Source organism: Janthinobacterium sp. SUN137 (assembly GCF_030587265.1).
GTDB classification, from domain to species: Bacteria; Pseudomonadota; Gammaproteobacteria; order Burkholderiales; family Burkholderiaceae_D; genus Janthinobacterium; species Janthinobacterium kumbetense.
In genome coordinates this window covers 859,612-875,522 of record NZ_JAPWHZ010000003.1, presented here as the reverse complement: position 1 = coordinate 875,522, position 15,911 = coordinate 859,612, and the positions used below count along the sequence as shown (strand labels likewise).

The 15,911-nt window shown below is 63.9% G+C and carries 12 protein-coding genes; 4 read left to right on the top strand and 8 right to left on the bottom strand.

What is annotated here, in order from left to right; all coding sequences use genetic code 11:
* The first annotated feature begins 122 nt into the window (after positions 1 to 122).
* Positions 123 to 758, top strand: coding sequence for an SAM-dependent methyltransferase (locus tag O3298_RS18835; protein ID WP_152253319.1), 636 nt, complete (start codon positions 123 to 125; stop codon positions 756 to 758).
* Between the two features lie 113 nt (positions 759 to 871).
* Here O3298_RS18835 and O3298_RS18830 read toward each other — a convergent pair whose 3' ends face one another.
* Entirely contained in the window at positions 872 to 2,146 is a 1,275-nt protein-coding gene (locus tag O3298_RS18830; RefSeq protein WP_305060241.1) for a cytochrome c, read from the bottom strand.
* Positions 2,143 to 2,865 (bottom strand): c-type cytochrome, encoded by a 723-nt coding sequence (locus O3298_RS18825; RefSeq protein ID WP_289906520.1) that lies wholly within the window; start codon positions 2,863 to 2,865, stop codon positions 2,143 to 2,145. Before O3298_RS18825 ends, O3298_RS18830 begins: the two co-directional genes overlap by 4 nt.
* A 153-nt stretch (positions 2,866 to 3,018) precedes the next feature.
* Here O3298_RS18825 and O3298_RS18820 point away from each other — a divergent pair, with 153 nt between their 5' ends.
* Positions 3,019 to 4,431 (top strand): PLP-dependent aminotransferase family protein, encoded by a 1,413-nt coding sequence (locus O3298_RS18820; RefSeq protein WP_289919181.1) that lies wholly within the window; start codon positions 3,019 to 3,021, stop codon positions 4,429 to 4,431.
* Between the two features lie 97 nt (positions 4,432 to 4,528).
* Complete coding sequence (locus O3298_RS18815) at positions 4,529 to 4,876, top strand: DUF4870 domain-containing protein (protein WP_034786172.1); 348 nt, start codon at positions 4,529 to 4,531, stop codon at positions 4,874 to 4,876.
* A 21-nt stretch (positions 4,877 to 4,897) separates the two neighbouring features.
* Here the strand turns inward: O3298_RS18815 and O3298_RS18810 are convergent, their stop codons facing one another.
* The 3 genes from O3298_RS18810 to O3298_RS18800 are packed head-to-tail and all read right to left on the bottom strand — an operon-like array spanning position 4,898 to position 6,511.
* Positions 4,898 to 5,323, bottom strand: coding sequence for an SMI1/KNR4 family protein (locus O3298_RS18810; RefSeq protein ID WP_305060240.1), 426 nt, complete (start codon positions 5,321 to 5,323; stop codon positions 4,898 to 4,900).
* Positions 5,324 to 5,344: 21 nt separating this feature from the next.
* Entirely contained in the window at positions 5,345 to 5,992 is a 648-nt protein-coding gene (locus O3298_RS18805; RefSeq protein WP_077401767.1) for a 3'-5' exonuclease, read from the bottom strand.
* Between the two features lie 9 nt (positions 5,993 to 6,001).
* Positions 6,002 to 6,511 (bottom strand): ProQ/FINO family protein, encoded by a 510-nt coding sequence (locus O3298_RS18800; protein ID WP_034758713.1) that lies wholly within the window; start codon positions 6,509 to 6,511, stop codon positions 6,002 to 6,004.
* 566 nt (positions 6,512 to 7,077) lie between these two features.
* Here O3298_RS18800 and rpoD point away from each other — a divergent pair.
* Complete coding sequence (gene rpoD / locus O3298_RS18795) at positions 7,078 to 9,624, top strand: RNA polymerase sigma factor RpoD (RefSeq protein ID WP_289899202.1); 2,547 nt, start codon at positions 7,078 to 7,080, stop codon at positions 9,622 to 9,624.
* Positions 9,625 to 9,688: 64 nt separating this feature from the next.
* On the opposite strand, the gene O3298_RS18790 is transcribed toward rpoD, so the two are convergent.
* The 3 genes from O3298_RS18790 to ppc form a co-directional block, all read right to left on the bottom strand.
* Positions 9,689 to 10,828: an HAF repeat-containing protein gene (locus O3298_RS18790; RefSeq protein WP_305060239.1), complete on the bottom strand. Its 1,140-nt coding sequence runs from the start codon at positions 10,826 to 10,828 to the stop codon at positions 9,689 to 9,691.
* A 56-nt stretch (positions 10,829 to 10,884) separates the two neighbouring features.
* Positions 10,885 to 12,681 carry a PAS domain S-box protein gene (locus O3298_RS18785; protein WP_305060238.1) on the bottom strand — a complete coding sequence of 599 codons (1,797 nt, stop codon included), beginning with the start codon at positions 12,679 to 12,681 and terminating at the stop codon, positions 10,885 to 10,887.
* Between the two features lie 176 nt (positions 12,682 to 12,857).
* Positions 12,858 to 15,698 (bottom strand): phosphoenolpyruvate carboxylase, encoded by a 2,841-nt coding sequence (ppc, locus tag O3298_RS18780; protein WP_305060237.1) that lies wholly within the window; start codon positions 15,696 to 15,698, stop codon positions 12,858 to 12,860.
* Positions 15,699 to 15,911: the final 213 nt, after the last annotated feature.

The following is a 15,911-nucleotide window of genomic DNA, read 5'->3' as shown; positions in this document are numbered from 1 at the left end:
CTGCGACAGACTGCGCCAGCAGCGGCATGGAATGCAGGAGGATGCGACAGGATGGCATGAGGTATCATGCCGGTATTGGATATACGACGACCGGTACGCGCCGGTCACACTACTGGAATTACATGCTGATCATCACCATCAAACAGGGCAAGGAAAAGAGCTTGCTGGGCCAATCGTGGATTTACGCGTCCGCGATTGAAAAAGTCGAAGGCAAGCCGCAGGAAAAAATGAAGCCCGGCTCGACGGCCATCGTGCAAAGCTCATCGAAGCAATTCATCGCCCGCGCCGCCTACAATTCGAAGTCGCAGATCCGCGCGCGCATCTGGAGCTTCAAGGAAGACGAACCGGTCGACCACGCGCTGATCAAGCGCCGCGTCAAGGCCGCCATCGAGAAAAAATTATCTGCCATCAAGAAGGCGGGCGAAAACCAGCTGTTGACCCTGATCAAGGGCGAAGACGAGGGCTTGCCCGGCCTGGTGGTGCAGCTGTTTGGCGGCGTGCAAGGCTACCTGATCTGCGAATTCAACGCGGGCGGTGTCGATGCGTGGAAAGTGGCCATCGTGCAATCGCTGATGGCGTCCACGGGGTGCGCCAACGTGTACGAGCGCTGCGACGACCTGATGCGCAAGGGCGAAGGCTTGCCCCTGATCGACGGCGCCCTGGCCGGCGAAGAGCCGCCCGATGAAGTCATGCTGACGGACAACGGCGTGCGTTATGCGCTGGACCTGAAGACGGGTCACAAGAGCAAGTTCCGCTGAGAACGGCTGCTTGACGTGAAAAAACCGGCGCTGGCCGGTTTTTTTCGTATGCGCGCCGGCAAAACGTTCAGGGCAAGGAGATGCAACGCCGCCATGGACGTTTTTCAGGCGAGCTACTCCAGCGGCACGCTGCGGTACTTGTTCACTTCCAGCGCAGAAACCGCCGGCGCGTCATTGCCCCACGAGGCGCGCAGGTACGTGACCACGGCCGCCACTTCCGCGTCATCCATGACGGGGCCGAACGGCGGCATGCCGTAGGGGCGCGGGTTGCCTTTTGTCCCAGGCGCGAAGCCGCCGTTGAGGACGAGCCGGATGGCGTTGACGGCCGACTCCGTCGTCAGTGCGCGGTTGCCGGCCAGCGGCGGGTAGCCGGGCGGCACGCCCTTGCCATCGGCCTGGTGGCAGCTCGCACATTGCGCCTCATACAGTTTCGCGCCCAGCGCCAGTTGCTGCCGGGCTTGCTCCGAGGTGTCGCGCGGCGCCCGTTGCGCGGGCTGCGCGGGGCCGGGCAGGCTTTTCAGGTAGACGGCCATCGCTTGCACGTCGGCATTGCTCATGTGCTGCAAGCTTTGCCGCACCACTTCGGCCATGGGGCCGAAGACGGTGGCGCGCGGCGAGACGCCCGTTTGCAGCAATTCCACGATATGCGCCGTGTCCCAGTCGCCCAGGCCCGCTTCCGCATCCGACGTCAGCGACGGCGCATACCAGCCCAGCACGGGAATCAGGCCGCCCGACAGGCCGTCGTCGCTGCCGCCCAGGGTCGTGCGGCTGCTATGGCAGGCGCTGCAGTGGCCCAGGCCCTGCACTAGGTAGGCGCCGCGGTTCCACTCCATGCTTTTGCCCGTCAGCGGCTGGTACACGCCCGGTTTGAAATACAGGGCGCGCCAGGCGGCCAGCGCGACCTGCTGGTTGTAGGGGAAGCGCAGCGCGTGCGGCGCGTTGGCTTGCCGGTGCGGCGGCACGCTCTGGAAATATGCATACAGGGCGTCGCTATCCTCGCGCCGTACCTTGGTGTAGCTGGTGTAGGGAAAGGCCGGATACAGCAGCCGGCCATCCTTCGACTTGCCGTTGTGGATGGCGCGCCAGAAATCGTCGCTCGTCCAGCTGCCGATGCCCGTTTCCCTGTCGGCCGTGATGTTGGGCGAGAGCACCTTGCCGAACGGCGTCTGCAAGGCGCGGCCGCCCGCGTAGGGCACGCCGCCGCGCGTCGTGTGGCAAGCCATGCAGTCGCCCGCCTTGGCCAGGTAGGCGCCGCGCGCGACCAGCTGTTCCTGGCTCAGGGTGCTGGCGGTGGCTGGCGGTCCCACGTCGTCCGCCGGCCACAGCAGGAATTTGGCACCGGCTGCACCGATGGCGACGATGGCGGCCGCGAGCATCCATTTTTTCATGGCGCCACCTGTGCGCCGGAGCCGGGCACGCCGCCGCAATGCAGCGGCAAGGGCAGGGCGATACTGGCGGCCGGACGCGCGTCGGCGCTGGCCACCTGCGTGCCCAGCCAGGCCGAGACGGCGCCCACGTCCGCGTCGGACAGGCGCTGCGCCACTTGCGCCATGCAGTCTGGCGCGTGGGCGCGGCGGATGCCGTTCTTCCACGCGCCCAGCTGGGCGTTGATATAGTCGCGCGGCAAGCCCAGCAAGCCGGGGATGGCGGGTGCCACGCCGGCCAGCTGCTGGCCGTGGCAGGCGATACAGGCGGGAATTTTCTTGCCGGCATCGCCATGCAGCACCAGCTGCTTGCCGCGCGCCAGGGCCGTCGTGCCGGCGCTGCTGGGCTGGGCCGGCGGCGGGGCAGGGTGCTGTGCCGCAAAATAGCCGGCAATTTCGCGCAGGTAATCGTCAGGCAAGTGTTCCACCATATAGTTCATCATCGGATACTGGCGCCGTCCCTCGCGAAAGTTCAGCAGCTGGTTGTACAGGTAGCCGGCCGGCTTGCCCGCGATGCGGGGAAAGAAGGCGTCGTGGCGTTCCTTTTGCGCATGACAGGCCGTGCACGCCTTGATGCGCTGTTCCAGGCTGTCGTGGCTGGCGGAAATGCTGGCGGGCGCGGCCAGCGCCGTGGCGGGCAGGGCAATGGACAGCAACAGCACGAGGGGGGAATGCAGTAGCATGGAGAGTTGCATGGAAAAGTAACCTGTCTCGTCGGTCGATTATGGCGTGCCGGTGTTGCTGCCCGGATGTTGTTACCCTAGCATATAACGGGTGCTGTCACTGTGACAGGATCAGTTGTGCAATAAAACTACGGATCAGTTTGAGGAGCAGGGTTGAAACGATATGAGGAATTGGCGGAAGAAGTCGCCGCCATGATCAGCACGCAGCTGTTGTTGCCTGGTGATAAGTTGCCTTCCGTGCGCCAGCAGCATGCGCGCAGGGGCGTGAGCCCGTCGACGGTGTTCCAGGCCTATTATTTGCTCGAAGCGCGCGGCATGATCGTCTCGCGGCCCCGCTCCGGCTACTACGTGGCGCCGCAGCGCGCCGCGCTGGCCCCCGAGCCGGACAGTTCCCGCCCGCTCGACGCCAGCACCACGGTCGATGTCAGCGACCTCGTGTTCGAAGTGCTGGGCGCCGTGGGCGCGCGCGATATCGTGCCCTTCGGCTCGGCGTTTCCCAGCCCGCATCTATTCCCGATGGAAAAGCTGGCGCGGGCCGTGTCGGCCAGCATGCGCCGCCTCGACCCGTGGAGCACGGTCACGGATTTATCGCTGGGCAATGCCGAACTGCGCCGCCAGATCGCCCTGCGCTACCAGCTCGACGGGGTGCTCGTTTCCAGCGACGACATCGTCATCACGAATGGCGCGCTGGAAGCGCTGAACCTGTGCCTGCAAGCCGTCACGCGGCCCGGCGACACGGTGCTGATCGAGTCGCCCAGCTTCTATGCGTGTTTGCAGGCGCTGGAGCGGCTGGAACTCAAGGCCGTGGAAATTGCCACCAGCCCCCGCGACGGCGTCGATCTGGCGGCGCTCGAGGAATTGCTGCTGCGGCACCGGCCCAAGGCGTGCTGGCTGATGACGAATTTCCAGAATCCCCTGGGCAGCCTGATGTCGCCGGAAAAGAAGCGCGCGCTGGTCGAACTGCTGGCGCGCCATGGCGTGCCGCTGATCGAGGATGACGTGTATGGCGAGTTGTATTTCGGTAAGCAGCGCCCCGGCTTGACGAAAAGCCATGACAGCGCGGGTCTGGTGATGCATTGCAGCTCGTTTTCCAAGACCCTGGCGCCCGGCTTTCGCCTGGGCTGGGCCGTGGCGGGCCGCTACGCGCGCCAGGTCGAGCGCCTGAAGCTGACGACCAGCCTGTCGGCGCCCATCCCGCTGCAGATGGCGCTGGCCGATTACCTGGCGGCAGGCGGCTACGACCGCCATTTGCGCCAGCTGCGCCTGACCCTGGCGGCGCAGCAAAATACCATGCTGCAAGCCATCGCCGTGCATTTTCCGCCCGGCACGCGGGTCACGCGGCCGCAGGGCGGTTATTTCGTCTGGGTGGAGATGCCTGCCGGTATCGACGCGCTGGCCTTGCACCGCAGCGCGCTGGCGGCCGGCATCAGCATCGCGCCCGGCCCCATTTTTTCCGCCACGCGCGCGTTTCGCCACTGCATCCGCCTCAATTACGGCCACCCGTGGAACGCGCAACTGGAAGAAGCCATCGCCACCCTGGGGCGGCTGGCGCTGGCGGCGGCATAGCGGCGAAAAAAAAGTCCCTTGCGGCAGCAAGTGTTCCATTCCAAAAAGAAATATTACTGTTATATTGATGTATCTATAACTAATGATGGGAATCATAATGGATAACACGCAGCCGGAAGTGGGTCGTACACAAGATACGACGATCGCCATTCTGTCCCACGTTGGCGGCCTGTTCACCAGCTGGGTGGCGCCGCTGATCATTTATTTGATCAAGAAAGATGATGCGGATAAATTCTCGGCCGAGAACGCCCGCGAAGCGCTGAATTTCCAGATCACCCTGATCATCTGGTATTTCGCCTGCTTCATCCTGTCGTTCGTGCTGATCGGCCTGTTCCTGTTCTGGATCGTGGCGCTGGCCAACCTGGTGTGCTCGATCGTCGCGGCCGTCAAGGCCAGCAATGGTGTCACTTACCGCTACCCCTTGACCTTGCGCCTCGTCAAGTAAGGCTGTGCCGGCCGCCGGGTGTCAGCCCGGGCGGCCGGGCAGCGCGAGGAATGCGGCAAAGCCGGGCGCCACCGCGGTGGTGGCGCCTGTTTCGTGCGACCACAGCACGACCACGGGTTCGCCCGATGGCCCCGTTTGCGCATAATCAAAACAGTAGTAATCGCCCGTGCCGAACTGGGCGAAGGGCAGCAGGCTGCCGGCCTCGTCGCATGTCCCCGCATTCTCCAGCCATTCCTGCCAGCCTTCGCGGTAATGGCGTGCTATCGATTCCCACGTCTTGCGCGCATTGGCCGCGTCGTAGACGGGAAACACGCTCAAGGCGCCCAGCGCGCGGCCATTGTTCTCCAATAACCATTGCACATGGGATGCGGGCAGCTGCCGCCCCAGCGCCTGTTCGGCGGCGGCGATCGCGTCACGCGTGGTGCCGATGGACTTGTTCTTGCTCATGCTGCAGGAAGGCGCGCCGGCTCAGGCGGCGATAGGCGGCGGGGCTGGCGGCGTGCTGGCGCGCGGGGCTTTTTGCGGCGCGACCTTGCCGCCGTCGGCGATCCAGCGGCGGTACACGCGCAGGGCCACTTGCGCATCGTCGGCCGCATACAGGATCTGCTTTTCCGTCAGGCGCGACGTGGCCCAGTTGGTGGTGGAAATCTTTTTCGATTTCTGCAGGTGCAGGCCGAAGAACTTGGCCACGGCCGTCTTCGCGCCCAGGTCGTTGCGCTGGCCGCCGCGCAGGGCGACGGACAGGTCGAGCACCTGGGCCGGGGCGATGCCCAGCTTGTTGCGCAGGCGCTTGACGTCGTCGGACAGGCCGAAGCCCACCTTCAGGGTGGTGGTCGATTCGAGGATGGCCTTGAGTTCGGCCAGAGCCGGCGCCGGCGTGCTGCCCACCTGGAACAGGTAGGCGATGTCGTCGGTGGCCAGCTGGATCAGGTGCGGTCCCGTGGAGGACTCGCCCTTCACAAAAGTCGGCTTCGATTCCGTATCGAAGCCGATGGCGTCCGCTGCCAGCAGGGCGGCCATGGCCGCCTGCGCATCATCGCTGGTGCGTACCAGCTTGACGTGGTCGAGTGCAATGCCTTGATAGGGGGGCAGTGGCGGTGCGGCAGCTGTGTCCATGAAACCGGATCAGCCTTTGCGCGAGAATTTCGCGGTCAGCTGATTCAGTTTTTCCAGGCGCAAACGGTTCGCTTCTTCGGCGGCCGCGGCATCGCGCTCGGCTTTCTTGCGCTCGGCTTCCTTCTTGAAGCGCTGCTGCAATACTTGCGTGGCGTGGTCGCGGTGGGTTTGCGTCACTTCCGCGCCGGCTGTGCCGTCGAGGTCGTAGCGTACCTTGGCTTTTTCCATCACGCGCAGGTAGCGCAGCGAACCCGTGTGGATGCCCAGCGCCGTGCGCATCAGCTTGCGGTCCAGGTCCGGCAGGCGCGCGAGGATCTGCTTGTCGATACCGATCGACAAGGGCAGGCAATCGCGGAATGGCGGGAATTGCTCCTGGAACTGTTTCAGCAGCGCGCGCGCGGTCAGGCCGGCAGGCGCCGGCGTGGTCGCTGCGGCCGGTGCCGCCGCAGGGGCTGCATCGACTGGCGTGTCAGGAGTGGTGGCTTGCTGGTCTGGCGTGGAGCTGGTCATCGACATCATTGGTTGGGCTATAAAAGGGGAGCATAGCACGCGCCACAGGCAAGTGCATTGTCTTTTTTGGCAACTTGACCTGCGATAAGCGGGTTCGCACTACAGCCGGCACAGCGCGAAATACGGGAAATGTGTATAATGTCGGCTTGCGCTGATGACTGGACCCTGTTTTTGAAGGTCTGGCTCAGGTGTGCAGGGGATAGGAGCAGTGCGGCGCAGGGCCACCATTATTGATATTTTTGATATCGGTTATTCCACTTATCAATTATTCAGATAACGGGCCTTCGTGCATAATCTTGCTCTCCGCTGTGTCTTCACTGAACAACAATAGATTCAAGCCCGTTCTGGTACGGGCTTTTTTTCATTCCGCAATGTACATCGCTTATTTATCTGACCCGGCTTCGGCCCCGCGCTCCTCATGCCGGATGCGCGGGCTATGAACGTCACGATAGACAGGCGCCGCTGCCCTTGACGGCAGCCGCAACAATACGCTCCATCGAGTCCGGTTTCGCAGGCTTAGGTGGAATCATTCACTTCGCGCCGACACCATCTGGTCTCGCATTAAGAGATATCTCATGAAGAATACGCCAAAAACTTTAACGTTGTCCGCCAAGGCGCCACGCCCAGCCGCGGCGCCGCTTGCCGTACCCAAAACGACTTTATCTTACTTCATCGATAATGCGCAAGCGAATCCGGAAGCCACCGTCACGACGGCGCCGACCGTCGTCACCGTGGTGAAGAAAAGCCGCTCGCGCCTGGCTGCCGTGCCGCCGGCCGAAACGGTAGCGGAAGCCGCTGTTGCCGCGCCCGTGGCCGACGCCGCCGAAGCCGTGGAAGCGGCGCCCGTCAAGACGCCGAGCGTCAAAGTGGCGCCAAGCGCCAAGGCGGCGCCTGCGCCGCGCAAGGTCAGCGAAAGCGCCGCCACGAACAAGGTGGTGACGGCAGCCCGTTCGAAAGTCGTGCGCGCCAAGCCTGAAGCGGCGCCCGTGACCATCATCACCGGCGCGCAAGTGGTCAGCAAGACCACGGACGCCGACGCGCTGGCCGCTATCGATACCTCGAATTACTTTTTGCCGACCGTCAAGGTGCCAGGCCGCCGTGGCCGCAAACCGAGCGAATTCACGCCGGAAAACGACGAAGTGGCAGCACTGAACGCCGTCGAGCGCGCCGAACTGAAGGCCGTCTCGAAAGCGCGCGACCGCAAGGCCAAGGGCGGCCTGGCCGATGCGCTGGGCGATCCGGAAGCATCGGCAGCGGACCTGGAACGCCGCCGCAAGCAGATCACGGGCTTGATCAACATGGGCAAGGAACGCGGTTTCCTCACCTATGCCGAGATCAATGACCAGTTGCCGGAAAACATCATCGATCCGGAAGCCATCGAAGGCATCATCGCCACCTTCAACGACATGGGCATCGCCGTCTACGAGCGCGCCCCTGACGCGGAAAGCCTGTTGTTGACCGACAACGTCGCCACCGTCACCAGCGACGATGAAGTGGAAGCGGCTGCCGCGACGGCCCTGTCGACGGTCGACTCCGACTTCGGCCGCACCACCGACCCCGTGCGCATGTACATGCGTGAAATGGGCGCCGTGGCGCTGCTGACGCGCGAAGGCGAGATCGAGATCGCCAAGCGCATCGAAGGCGGCTTGAAGGACATGATCCAGGCGATTTCCGCCTGCCCGACCACCATCGGCGAAATCGTTGCGCTGTCGCAAAAAATCGCGCGCGACGAAATCAAGGTCGATGAAGTGGTCGACGGCTTTGTCGATTTGAACGAAAGCAATGCCCCGGCGCCTGCCGCTGCCGCCGCGCCCGCCGCCGCCAGCGGTGACGACGAGGAAGAGGAAGAAGAAGCCGAGGAAGAAGACGGCGACGCCAATGGCGGCGCGGCCGGTTTCTCCAGCGAGCAGTTGGCCCAGCTGAAAAAGAATGCGTTGGAGAAATTCAACGTCATTTCGACGCAGTACGACAAGATGCGCAAGGCGCCCGAGGGTTACAACTCGAAAGCCTACGTCAAGGCGCAGGAAGCCATTTCGCAGGAATTGCTGGGCATCCGCTTCACGGCCAAGGTCGTCGAAAAGCTGTGCGACACCCTGCGCGGCCAGATGGAAGAAGTGCGCCACATCGAGCGCGCCGTGCTGGAACTGTGCGTGAACAAATGCGGCATGCCGCGCGCCCACTTCATCAAGGTGTTCCCGGGCAATGAATGCGACCTGGAATGGGTCGACCGCGAAGTCGACTGCAAGTATCCGTACAGCGCCATCCTCAGCCGCAACGTGCCTGCCGTCAAGGAACTGCAAAAGAAGATGATCGACCTGCAAGCCCGCGTGGCCCTGCCGCTGGCAGACTTGCGCAAGATCAACAAGCAGATGGCTGCCGGCGAAAAGCGCGCCCGTCACGCGAAACGCGAAATGACGGTCGCCAACTTGCGTCTGGTTATTTCGATCGCCAAGAAATACATCAACCGCGGCTTGCAATTCCTCGACCTGATCCAGGAAGGCAACATCGGTCTGCTGAAGGCTGTCGATAAATTCGAATATCGCCGCGGCTACAAGTTCTCGACCTACGCCACCTGGTGGATCCGCCAGGCCATCACGCGTTCGATCGCCGACATGGCCCGCACCATCCGCGTGCCGGTGCACATGATCGAAACGATCAACAAGATGAACCGCATCTCGCGCCAGATCATGCAGGAAACGGGCAGCGAGCCGGACCTGGCGACCCTGGCCGTCAAGATGGAAATGCCGGAAAACAAGGTGCGCGAGATCATGAAGATCGCGAAAGAGCCGATTTCCATGGAAACGCCGATGGGCGAAGATGGCGATTCGCAACTGGGCGACTTCATCGAAGACAACACGACCCTGGCGCCGCTGGACGCCGCGCTGCACGCGTCGATGCGCAACGTGATCAAGGAAGTGCTGGACTCCCTGACGCCGCGCGAAGCGAAAGTGCTGCGCATGCGTTACGGCGTGGAAATGTCGAACGACCACACCCTGGAAGAAGTGGGCAAGCAGTTCGACGTGACGCGCGAGCGCATCCGCCAGATCGAAGCGAAAGCCATGAGCAAGCTGCGCCAGCCTTCGCGTTCGGACAAGCTGAAAACCTTCTTGACGCAAAATTAAGTAGTCAGCAGGCAATAAAAAAGAGGCGCAAGCCTCTTTTTTTTCGCCCGTGCCGTGCGCGGCCTTACAGGAAATGCATGCGCTGGCCCGACACGCCGGCGCGGTGACGGCGCTGCAGCTGGTACAGCGCCACGCCGCCGGCGGAGATGAGGAAGGTGACGACCAGCCATTCCAGCGGGTTGCGGCGCGGCGGCGGCGGCGACGCTTGCGACGGCACGGCGAAGGCCTGGAATTTATGCCCCGTGTAGATGGCGCCCACCACGAGCCCGGCGTCCGTGATCTTGTTCGTCAGGTACAGGCCGTCGTCGCGGCGGCGCACCGTCATCACGCCTTCCTTGTAGACAAAGGTCATCGGTTCAAAGCCGTTGATGCTGACGCTGCCGACGACGTGTCCGGCCGCGTTGACTGCCGTGGCGTAGCTGTCGCCCTGGCCGATCATGGCGCCCAGGTCGAGCATGCGCTTGCCGTCCCAGGCAAAGGCGTGCCAGCGGCGCTTCTCCGTTTCCGAAGCGCCCACGATCAGGCCTGCGTCATTGATGGCGGTAGCCGAGCTGATGCGTCCGCCGGGCAGGGTGCCGATTTCCTGCATGCCCGTGCCGGGGCGGTAGACGAAGGCGCGGCGGTAGCCATCGCCGCGCTGGGCCGTGCCCACCACCACGCCATGGTTGTTCAGGCCGCTGGCATAGCTGCTGGCGCCGCCCAGGGTGCCCAGGTCTTGCAGGCTGTGGTCGGCTTTCGTGACAAAGGCGTGGAAATCGCCGCCGCTGGTATCGGCATAGCCGGCCACCTGGCCGTCGCGCGCGATGGCCGTGGCATAGCTGCTGGTGCCGCCCAGGGTACCCAGGTCGCGCATGCCGCCCGCCACATCGTAGTGGAAGGCATGCCAGGCGCCACTGGCCGTCTGTGCCGAACCGACCACCACGCCATGGGTATTGATGGCCTTGGTGAAACCTTCATTGCCACCCAGTGTGCCCAGCTCGCGGATGCGGCCATGCTGATACGTGACGGCGCGGCGCCGTCCTTCTTCCTCCATGATGATGCCGGCCACCAGGCCCGCCGGGTTCAGGTCGGACGCGATACTGCCGTTGCCATCCCTCTCGCCAAAGCCGCGTTCGGCATAGATGGCGGCGCTGGCGGTGGGGACGACGGTCAGCAGGCACAGGCCGAGCAGTGAGGCATGGAAGCGTAAGAACCGTGGCTGCATGATGGTTTCCTCAAAGAAAAAAACTTACTATACTTTCTTATGTTGAAAATGCATACTTAATTTGCTACTGTTTTTGCTAATTTTTGTATTTCATCATGCTCGGCCGGCGCGCCTTTCCTCGCGTGCGGCAGGTGGATTGCCAGCACCGTGCCCCGCCCCTCCTGGCTGTCGATGCGCAGTTCGCCGCCCAGCGCATGGACACGTTCGCGTATGCTCTTCAGGCCGAAGGCGGCCTTCTTGCCGTGGGCGTCCGGCTGCATGCCGATGCCGTTGTCGCTGATGCGCAGCACGATGGCATCCGTATCTTGCGCCAGCGCCACTTCCACTTCGCTGGCCTGGGCGTGGCGCACGATGTTCGACAGCGATTCCTGCAGCACGCGGAAGATGGCCGACGTCTGGCGCTGGTCCAGGCCCAGGTCGGGCGCCTCGCTGTCGAGCGAGAGCTGGTAGCGGATGGCGCCGCGGCTTTCCATCTGGCGTATCAGCCATTCGGCTGCCGGGCCCAGGCCCAGCTCCAGGGTGCTGGGATGCAAGTCATTGATGATGGTGCGCACCGAGCGGATGGTGGCGTCGATGGTGTCGAGCACGCGCTGGGCGTGGCGGTGCAGGCGCGGGTGGGTCCTGGCCGTGCGCGCGTGCAGCAGCGACACGTCGATGCGCAGCACCATCAGGTTCTGGCCCAGGTCGTCATGAATGTCGAGCGCGATGCGGCGCCTTTCCTCTTCCTTGATGGTCTGCTGGTGGTCGGTCAGTTCGCGCAGCTGGGCCAGGGTGCGCTGCAGGTTCTCTTCGTTGCGCTTGCTTTCCGTGATGTCGATGCCCATGGCGATGATCATCTGCGGCCGGCCTTGCGCATCGAAGATGGGTTTTTTATGCGTCTGCAGCAGGCGGTTTTCCTGCAGCCGCGCATTCCACACGAGTTCTTCGCGGATCACCACCTGGCGGCTGGCAAACGCTTCCTGGTCCGCCGCGTGGAATCCCTGGGTCTGGTCCGAGGGGAAGTGCTGCACGTCGCGTCCCTCGGCGATATCCTGGAACAGCACGCCCCATTGCTGCTCGCAAGCCTGGTTCATCAGCAGCATGCGCGAATCGGCGTCTTTCAGGAACAGCGACAGGGGCATCATGGAAATGATGTCCTGCAGCCGCTCTTCGCTGCGCGCCAGGGCCGCTTCCGTTTGCGCGCGCATGGCGATTTCCGCGGACAGCTGGAGATTGACATCGAGCAGCTGGGCCGTGCGCAGGGCCACGCGGCTTTCCAGCTCCGCATGGGCGACGGTCAGCGCGTGTTCGGCCCGCTTGTGTTCCGTGATGTCGCTGGCCATGACCAGGGCTCCCGTCAGGGTGCCGCGCTGGTCGTACAGGCGGCGTCCGCTGAGCATGGCCCAGCGTTCCGAGCCGTCGCCATGCTGGTAATGCAGTTCTCCCATGCAACTATCCGTCGCCGTCTGGCGCAGCGGACACAGGCGCAGCAAGGTGGCTTCGTCGTGGAATTCGTCCATCGAGTGGTCCAGCAGCTGTTCCGCGGGGACGCCCAGCATGTCGCACAGGCGCTGGTTGACGTGCAGGATGCGGCCGTGCGCATCCGTTTGCCACATGCCGTCCTGCGCCGTTTCGCTCAGGTGCTGGTAGCGCATCAGGCTATCGTCGAGCTGCGCGCGCGTCAGGGCCAGGTGGCTGCGCAGCTTGCGCATCAGCCAGAGGACGGCGACGGCGGCGGCCAGCAGCAGCAGGGCCAGCCAGACATGCTGCCAGAAATCGAGTTCTTGCCAGGCCGCGCCGGCGAACCAGCCCAGCATGATCAGGATGAGGGCGCCGCAAGCGCCACTCAGGGTTTCAATCGACCATTTGCTCATCCGCGTCCCTGGCGTCGTGGTTGGCCGCTGCCGTGCGCCTGGCGCCGGAGAGGGGAAGGTATCCGACGCTAGTGTAATACCAATTGTTGTTTTCTTGAGAATATTTTTCCATTGGGCAAGCAAAAGGGCCGGCCCTTGCGGTGCCGGCCCTGTTTGCCGATGGCAAGGCGGTGCGATCAGCCCGTGTTGCGCAGGCCGGCCGCCACGCCATTGATCGACAGCTGGATGCCGCGGTGCACCCTTTCGTCGATCCGGCTTTCCGCCGACAGGGCGCGGTTGCGCTTGATCAACTCCACCTGCAAGTGGTTCAGCGGGTCGAGATAGGCGAAGCGGTTCTGGATCGAACGGGCCAGCAGCGGATTGCCCGCCAGGCGTTCCGTGTTGCCGGTGATCAGCTCCAGGCAGCGCAGGGTGTTGCCGTGCTCGTCCGTGATGCGCTTGTAGATGCGTTCGCGCAAGCCCTGATCCGCCACCAGTTCCGCATAGCGCGAGGCGATCGCCAGGTCCGTCTTGGCCAGCACCATGTCCATGTTCGACAGCAGGGTGGCGAAGAATGGCCATTCGGCGTACATGGCGCGCAGGGTGGCGATCTTGTCATCTTTCGCGGCCCCGTCGGCTTGATTGATCCACGTTTCGATGGCGCTGCCGAAGCCGAACCAGCCCGGCAGCAGCAAGCGGCACTGGCCCCAGGAAAAGCCCCAGGGAATGGCGCGCAAGTCTTCGATGCGCTGGTTGGCCTTGCGCGAAGCGGGGCGGGAACCGAGGTTCAGCTCGGCGATTTCCGCGATCGGCGTAGCCGAGAAGAAATACTCCGTAAAACCCGGCGTTTCATACACGAGGTGGCGGTAGGCGTGATAGGCGAGGTCCGACAGTTGCGCCATCACGGCTTCGAACTGCGCCAGCTGGCCGTTGCGGGCCGGATTGGCTTCCTGCGGCGCCAGGCTCGCTTCCAAGGTGGCGGCCACCAGCAATTCCAGGTTGCGCCGGCCGATTTCCGCGTTGGAAAACTTCGAGGCGATGATCTCGCCTTGCTCCGTCAGGCGGATCTGGCCGTTGACGGTGCCCGGCGGCTGGGCCAGGATGGCTTCGTAGCTGGGTCCGCCGCCACGGCCCACCGTGCCGCCGCGGCCATGGAACAGGCGCAGCTTGACGCCGGCCTTCCGGAAGTCGGCGACCAGCGCCAGTTCCGCCTTGTACAGTTCCCAGTTGGACGTGAGGAAGCCGCCATCCTTGTTCGAATCGGAATAACCGAGCATGACTTCCTGCAATTGTCCCTGCTTGGCGATCAATAGTTTGACCAAAGGCAAGGCCATGACCTGGCTCATGATGCCGGCCGCGCGCTGCAGGTCGGGGATCGTCTCGAACAGGGGGATGACCATCAGCTCGCAGATGCTGTCGCCAGTTTGCCAGTCGGTGCGCAGCAAGCCCGTTTCCTTTTGCAGCAGCAACACTTCCAGCAAGTCGGACACGGTTTCCGTGTGCGAGATGATGTAGTTGCGGATGGCTCGCGCGCCGTAGCGCTGGCGGATGTCGCGCGCCGCGCGCAGGATCGCCAGTTCGGAATCCGTTTCCGCCGCGTAGGCGATGTAGGGCGAGTGCAGCAGGCGCGGCTGGGCCAGTTCGTTCAGCAGCAGCGCCTGCTTGTCTTCCTCGGACAGGGCCGTGTAATCGGCGGCCACGCCGCTTTTCGCGAACAGGTCGGCCAGCACCCGCTCGTGCACGTCCGAGGTCTGGCGCATGTCCAGCGACGCCAGGTGGAAACCGAAGATGTCGGCCGCGCGCGCCAGGGTGGCCAGGCGCGGGCGCACGAGGGCGGCGCCGTGGTGCGGCTCGAGCGAGGCGACGATGGTGCGCAAGTCGGCCACAAAGGCGGCCGCGTCCGGGTAGGCGGCCGCGGCGCCCACTTCCTTGCGCAGGATGTTGGTGGCGCCCAGGGCGCGGGCCGTGGCGGCCAGGCGCGCATAGATGCCGATCAGGGCGCGGCGGTACGGCTCGTCGCTGCGGTGCGGCGAGGCGTCGGGCGACTGGTCGGCCAGCGCCTGCAGTTCGGCGCTCACGCCCACCATCAGGGTCGAGACGGACAATTCCGCGCCCAGCGCGTGCGCTTCGTCGAGGTAGAAGTCGAGGATGGTGGTGGCGTGGCGCGCCAGCGCGTGCTGCATGGTGCCCGCGTTGACGTTCGGGTTGCCGTCGCGGTCGCCGCCGATCCAGCTGCCCATCTGCACGTAGGCGGCGTTGATGGGCTCGATCGTGCCGTCGCCGTTCGGGTATTCGGCGGCGATATCGTCCTCGATGTCGTCATACAGGCCCGGCAGTTCGCGCAGGAAGGTGATGCGGTAGTAGGACAGGGCGTTTTCGATCTCGTCGGCCACCGTCAGCTTCGAGTAGCGCAGCATGCGCGTCTGCCACAGGGTGGCCACGCGCGAGCGCAGCAGCTGCATGTTGGCGTGCCGCTCTTTCGGCGTCTGCGGCAAATCGCGCTCGGCCAGTAGGCGGGCGATGTCGTGCTCGGCGTCGAGGATGCTCTTGCGCTGCACTTCCGTCGGGTGGGCCGTCAGCACGGGGGCGATCAGGGCGTCCTGGAAAAAGGTGTCGACCGTCTTGCGCGGCACGCCGGCCAGGCGCAGTTTTCTCAGCGCGAAGCTGACGCTGCCCTTTTGTGCCGGCGAGCCGGCCAGCAGGTGGGCGCGGCGGCGGCGGATGTGGTGTTGATCTTCCGCAATGTTGGCCAGGTGCGAAAAGTAGGAAAAGGCGCGCACGACGGAAATCGTCTGCTCGCGGCTCAGTTCCTTGAGCATGGCGTCGAGTTCCAGCGCGGCGCCCGCGTCCGCTTCGCGGCGGAAGCGCACGGACGTCTGGCGTATGGTTTCCACCACATTGAAGACGGCGTCGCCTTCCTGTTCGCGCAGCACGTCGCCCAGCAGGCGGCCCAGCAGGCGGATGTCTTCTTTCAGCGGCGCATCCTTGTCGGAGCCGGCCGCTGGAACTATTTCTGGTGCTACTGCGTCATTGAGCATAATAAAGAACCAAAGTAAGTGTAAAAGCAAGGGAATGTGGATCGCACCGGGCGTTTGGCCGCAGAGGGGAGGGGGCGCATGATAAAATTTGTGGTCTTCAACATGGACGCTAGCCTGACTTGGCCTTCTAGGCTAAGCGATAACGATTATAGCGACGCCTGGCGCCACCCGATACAAAATTGATATCAGACGGGCGAAATGGCAACGATAATG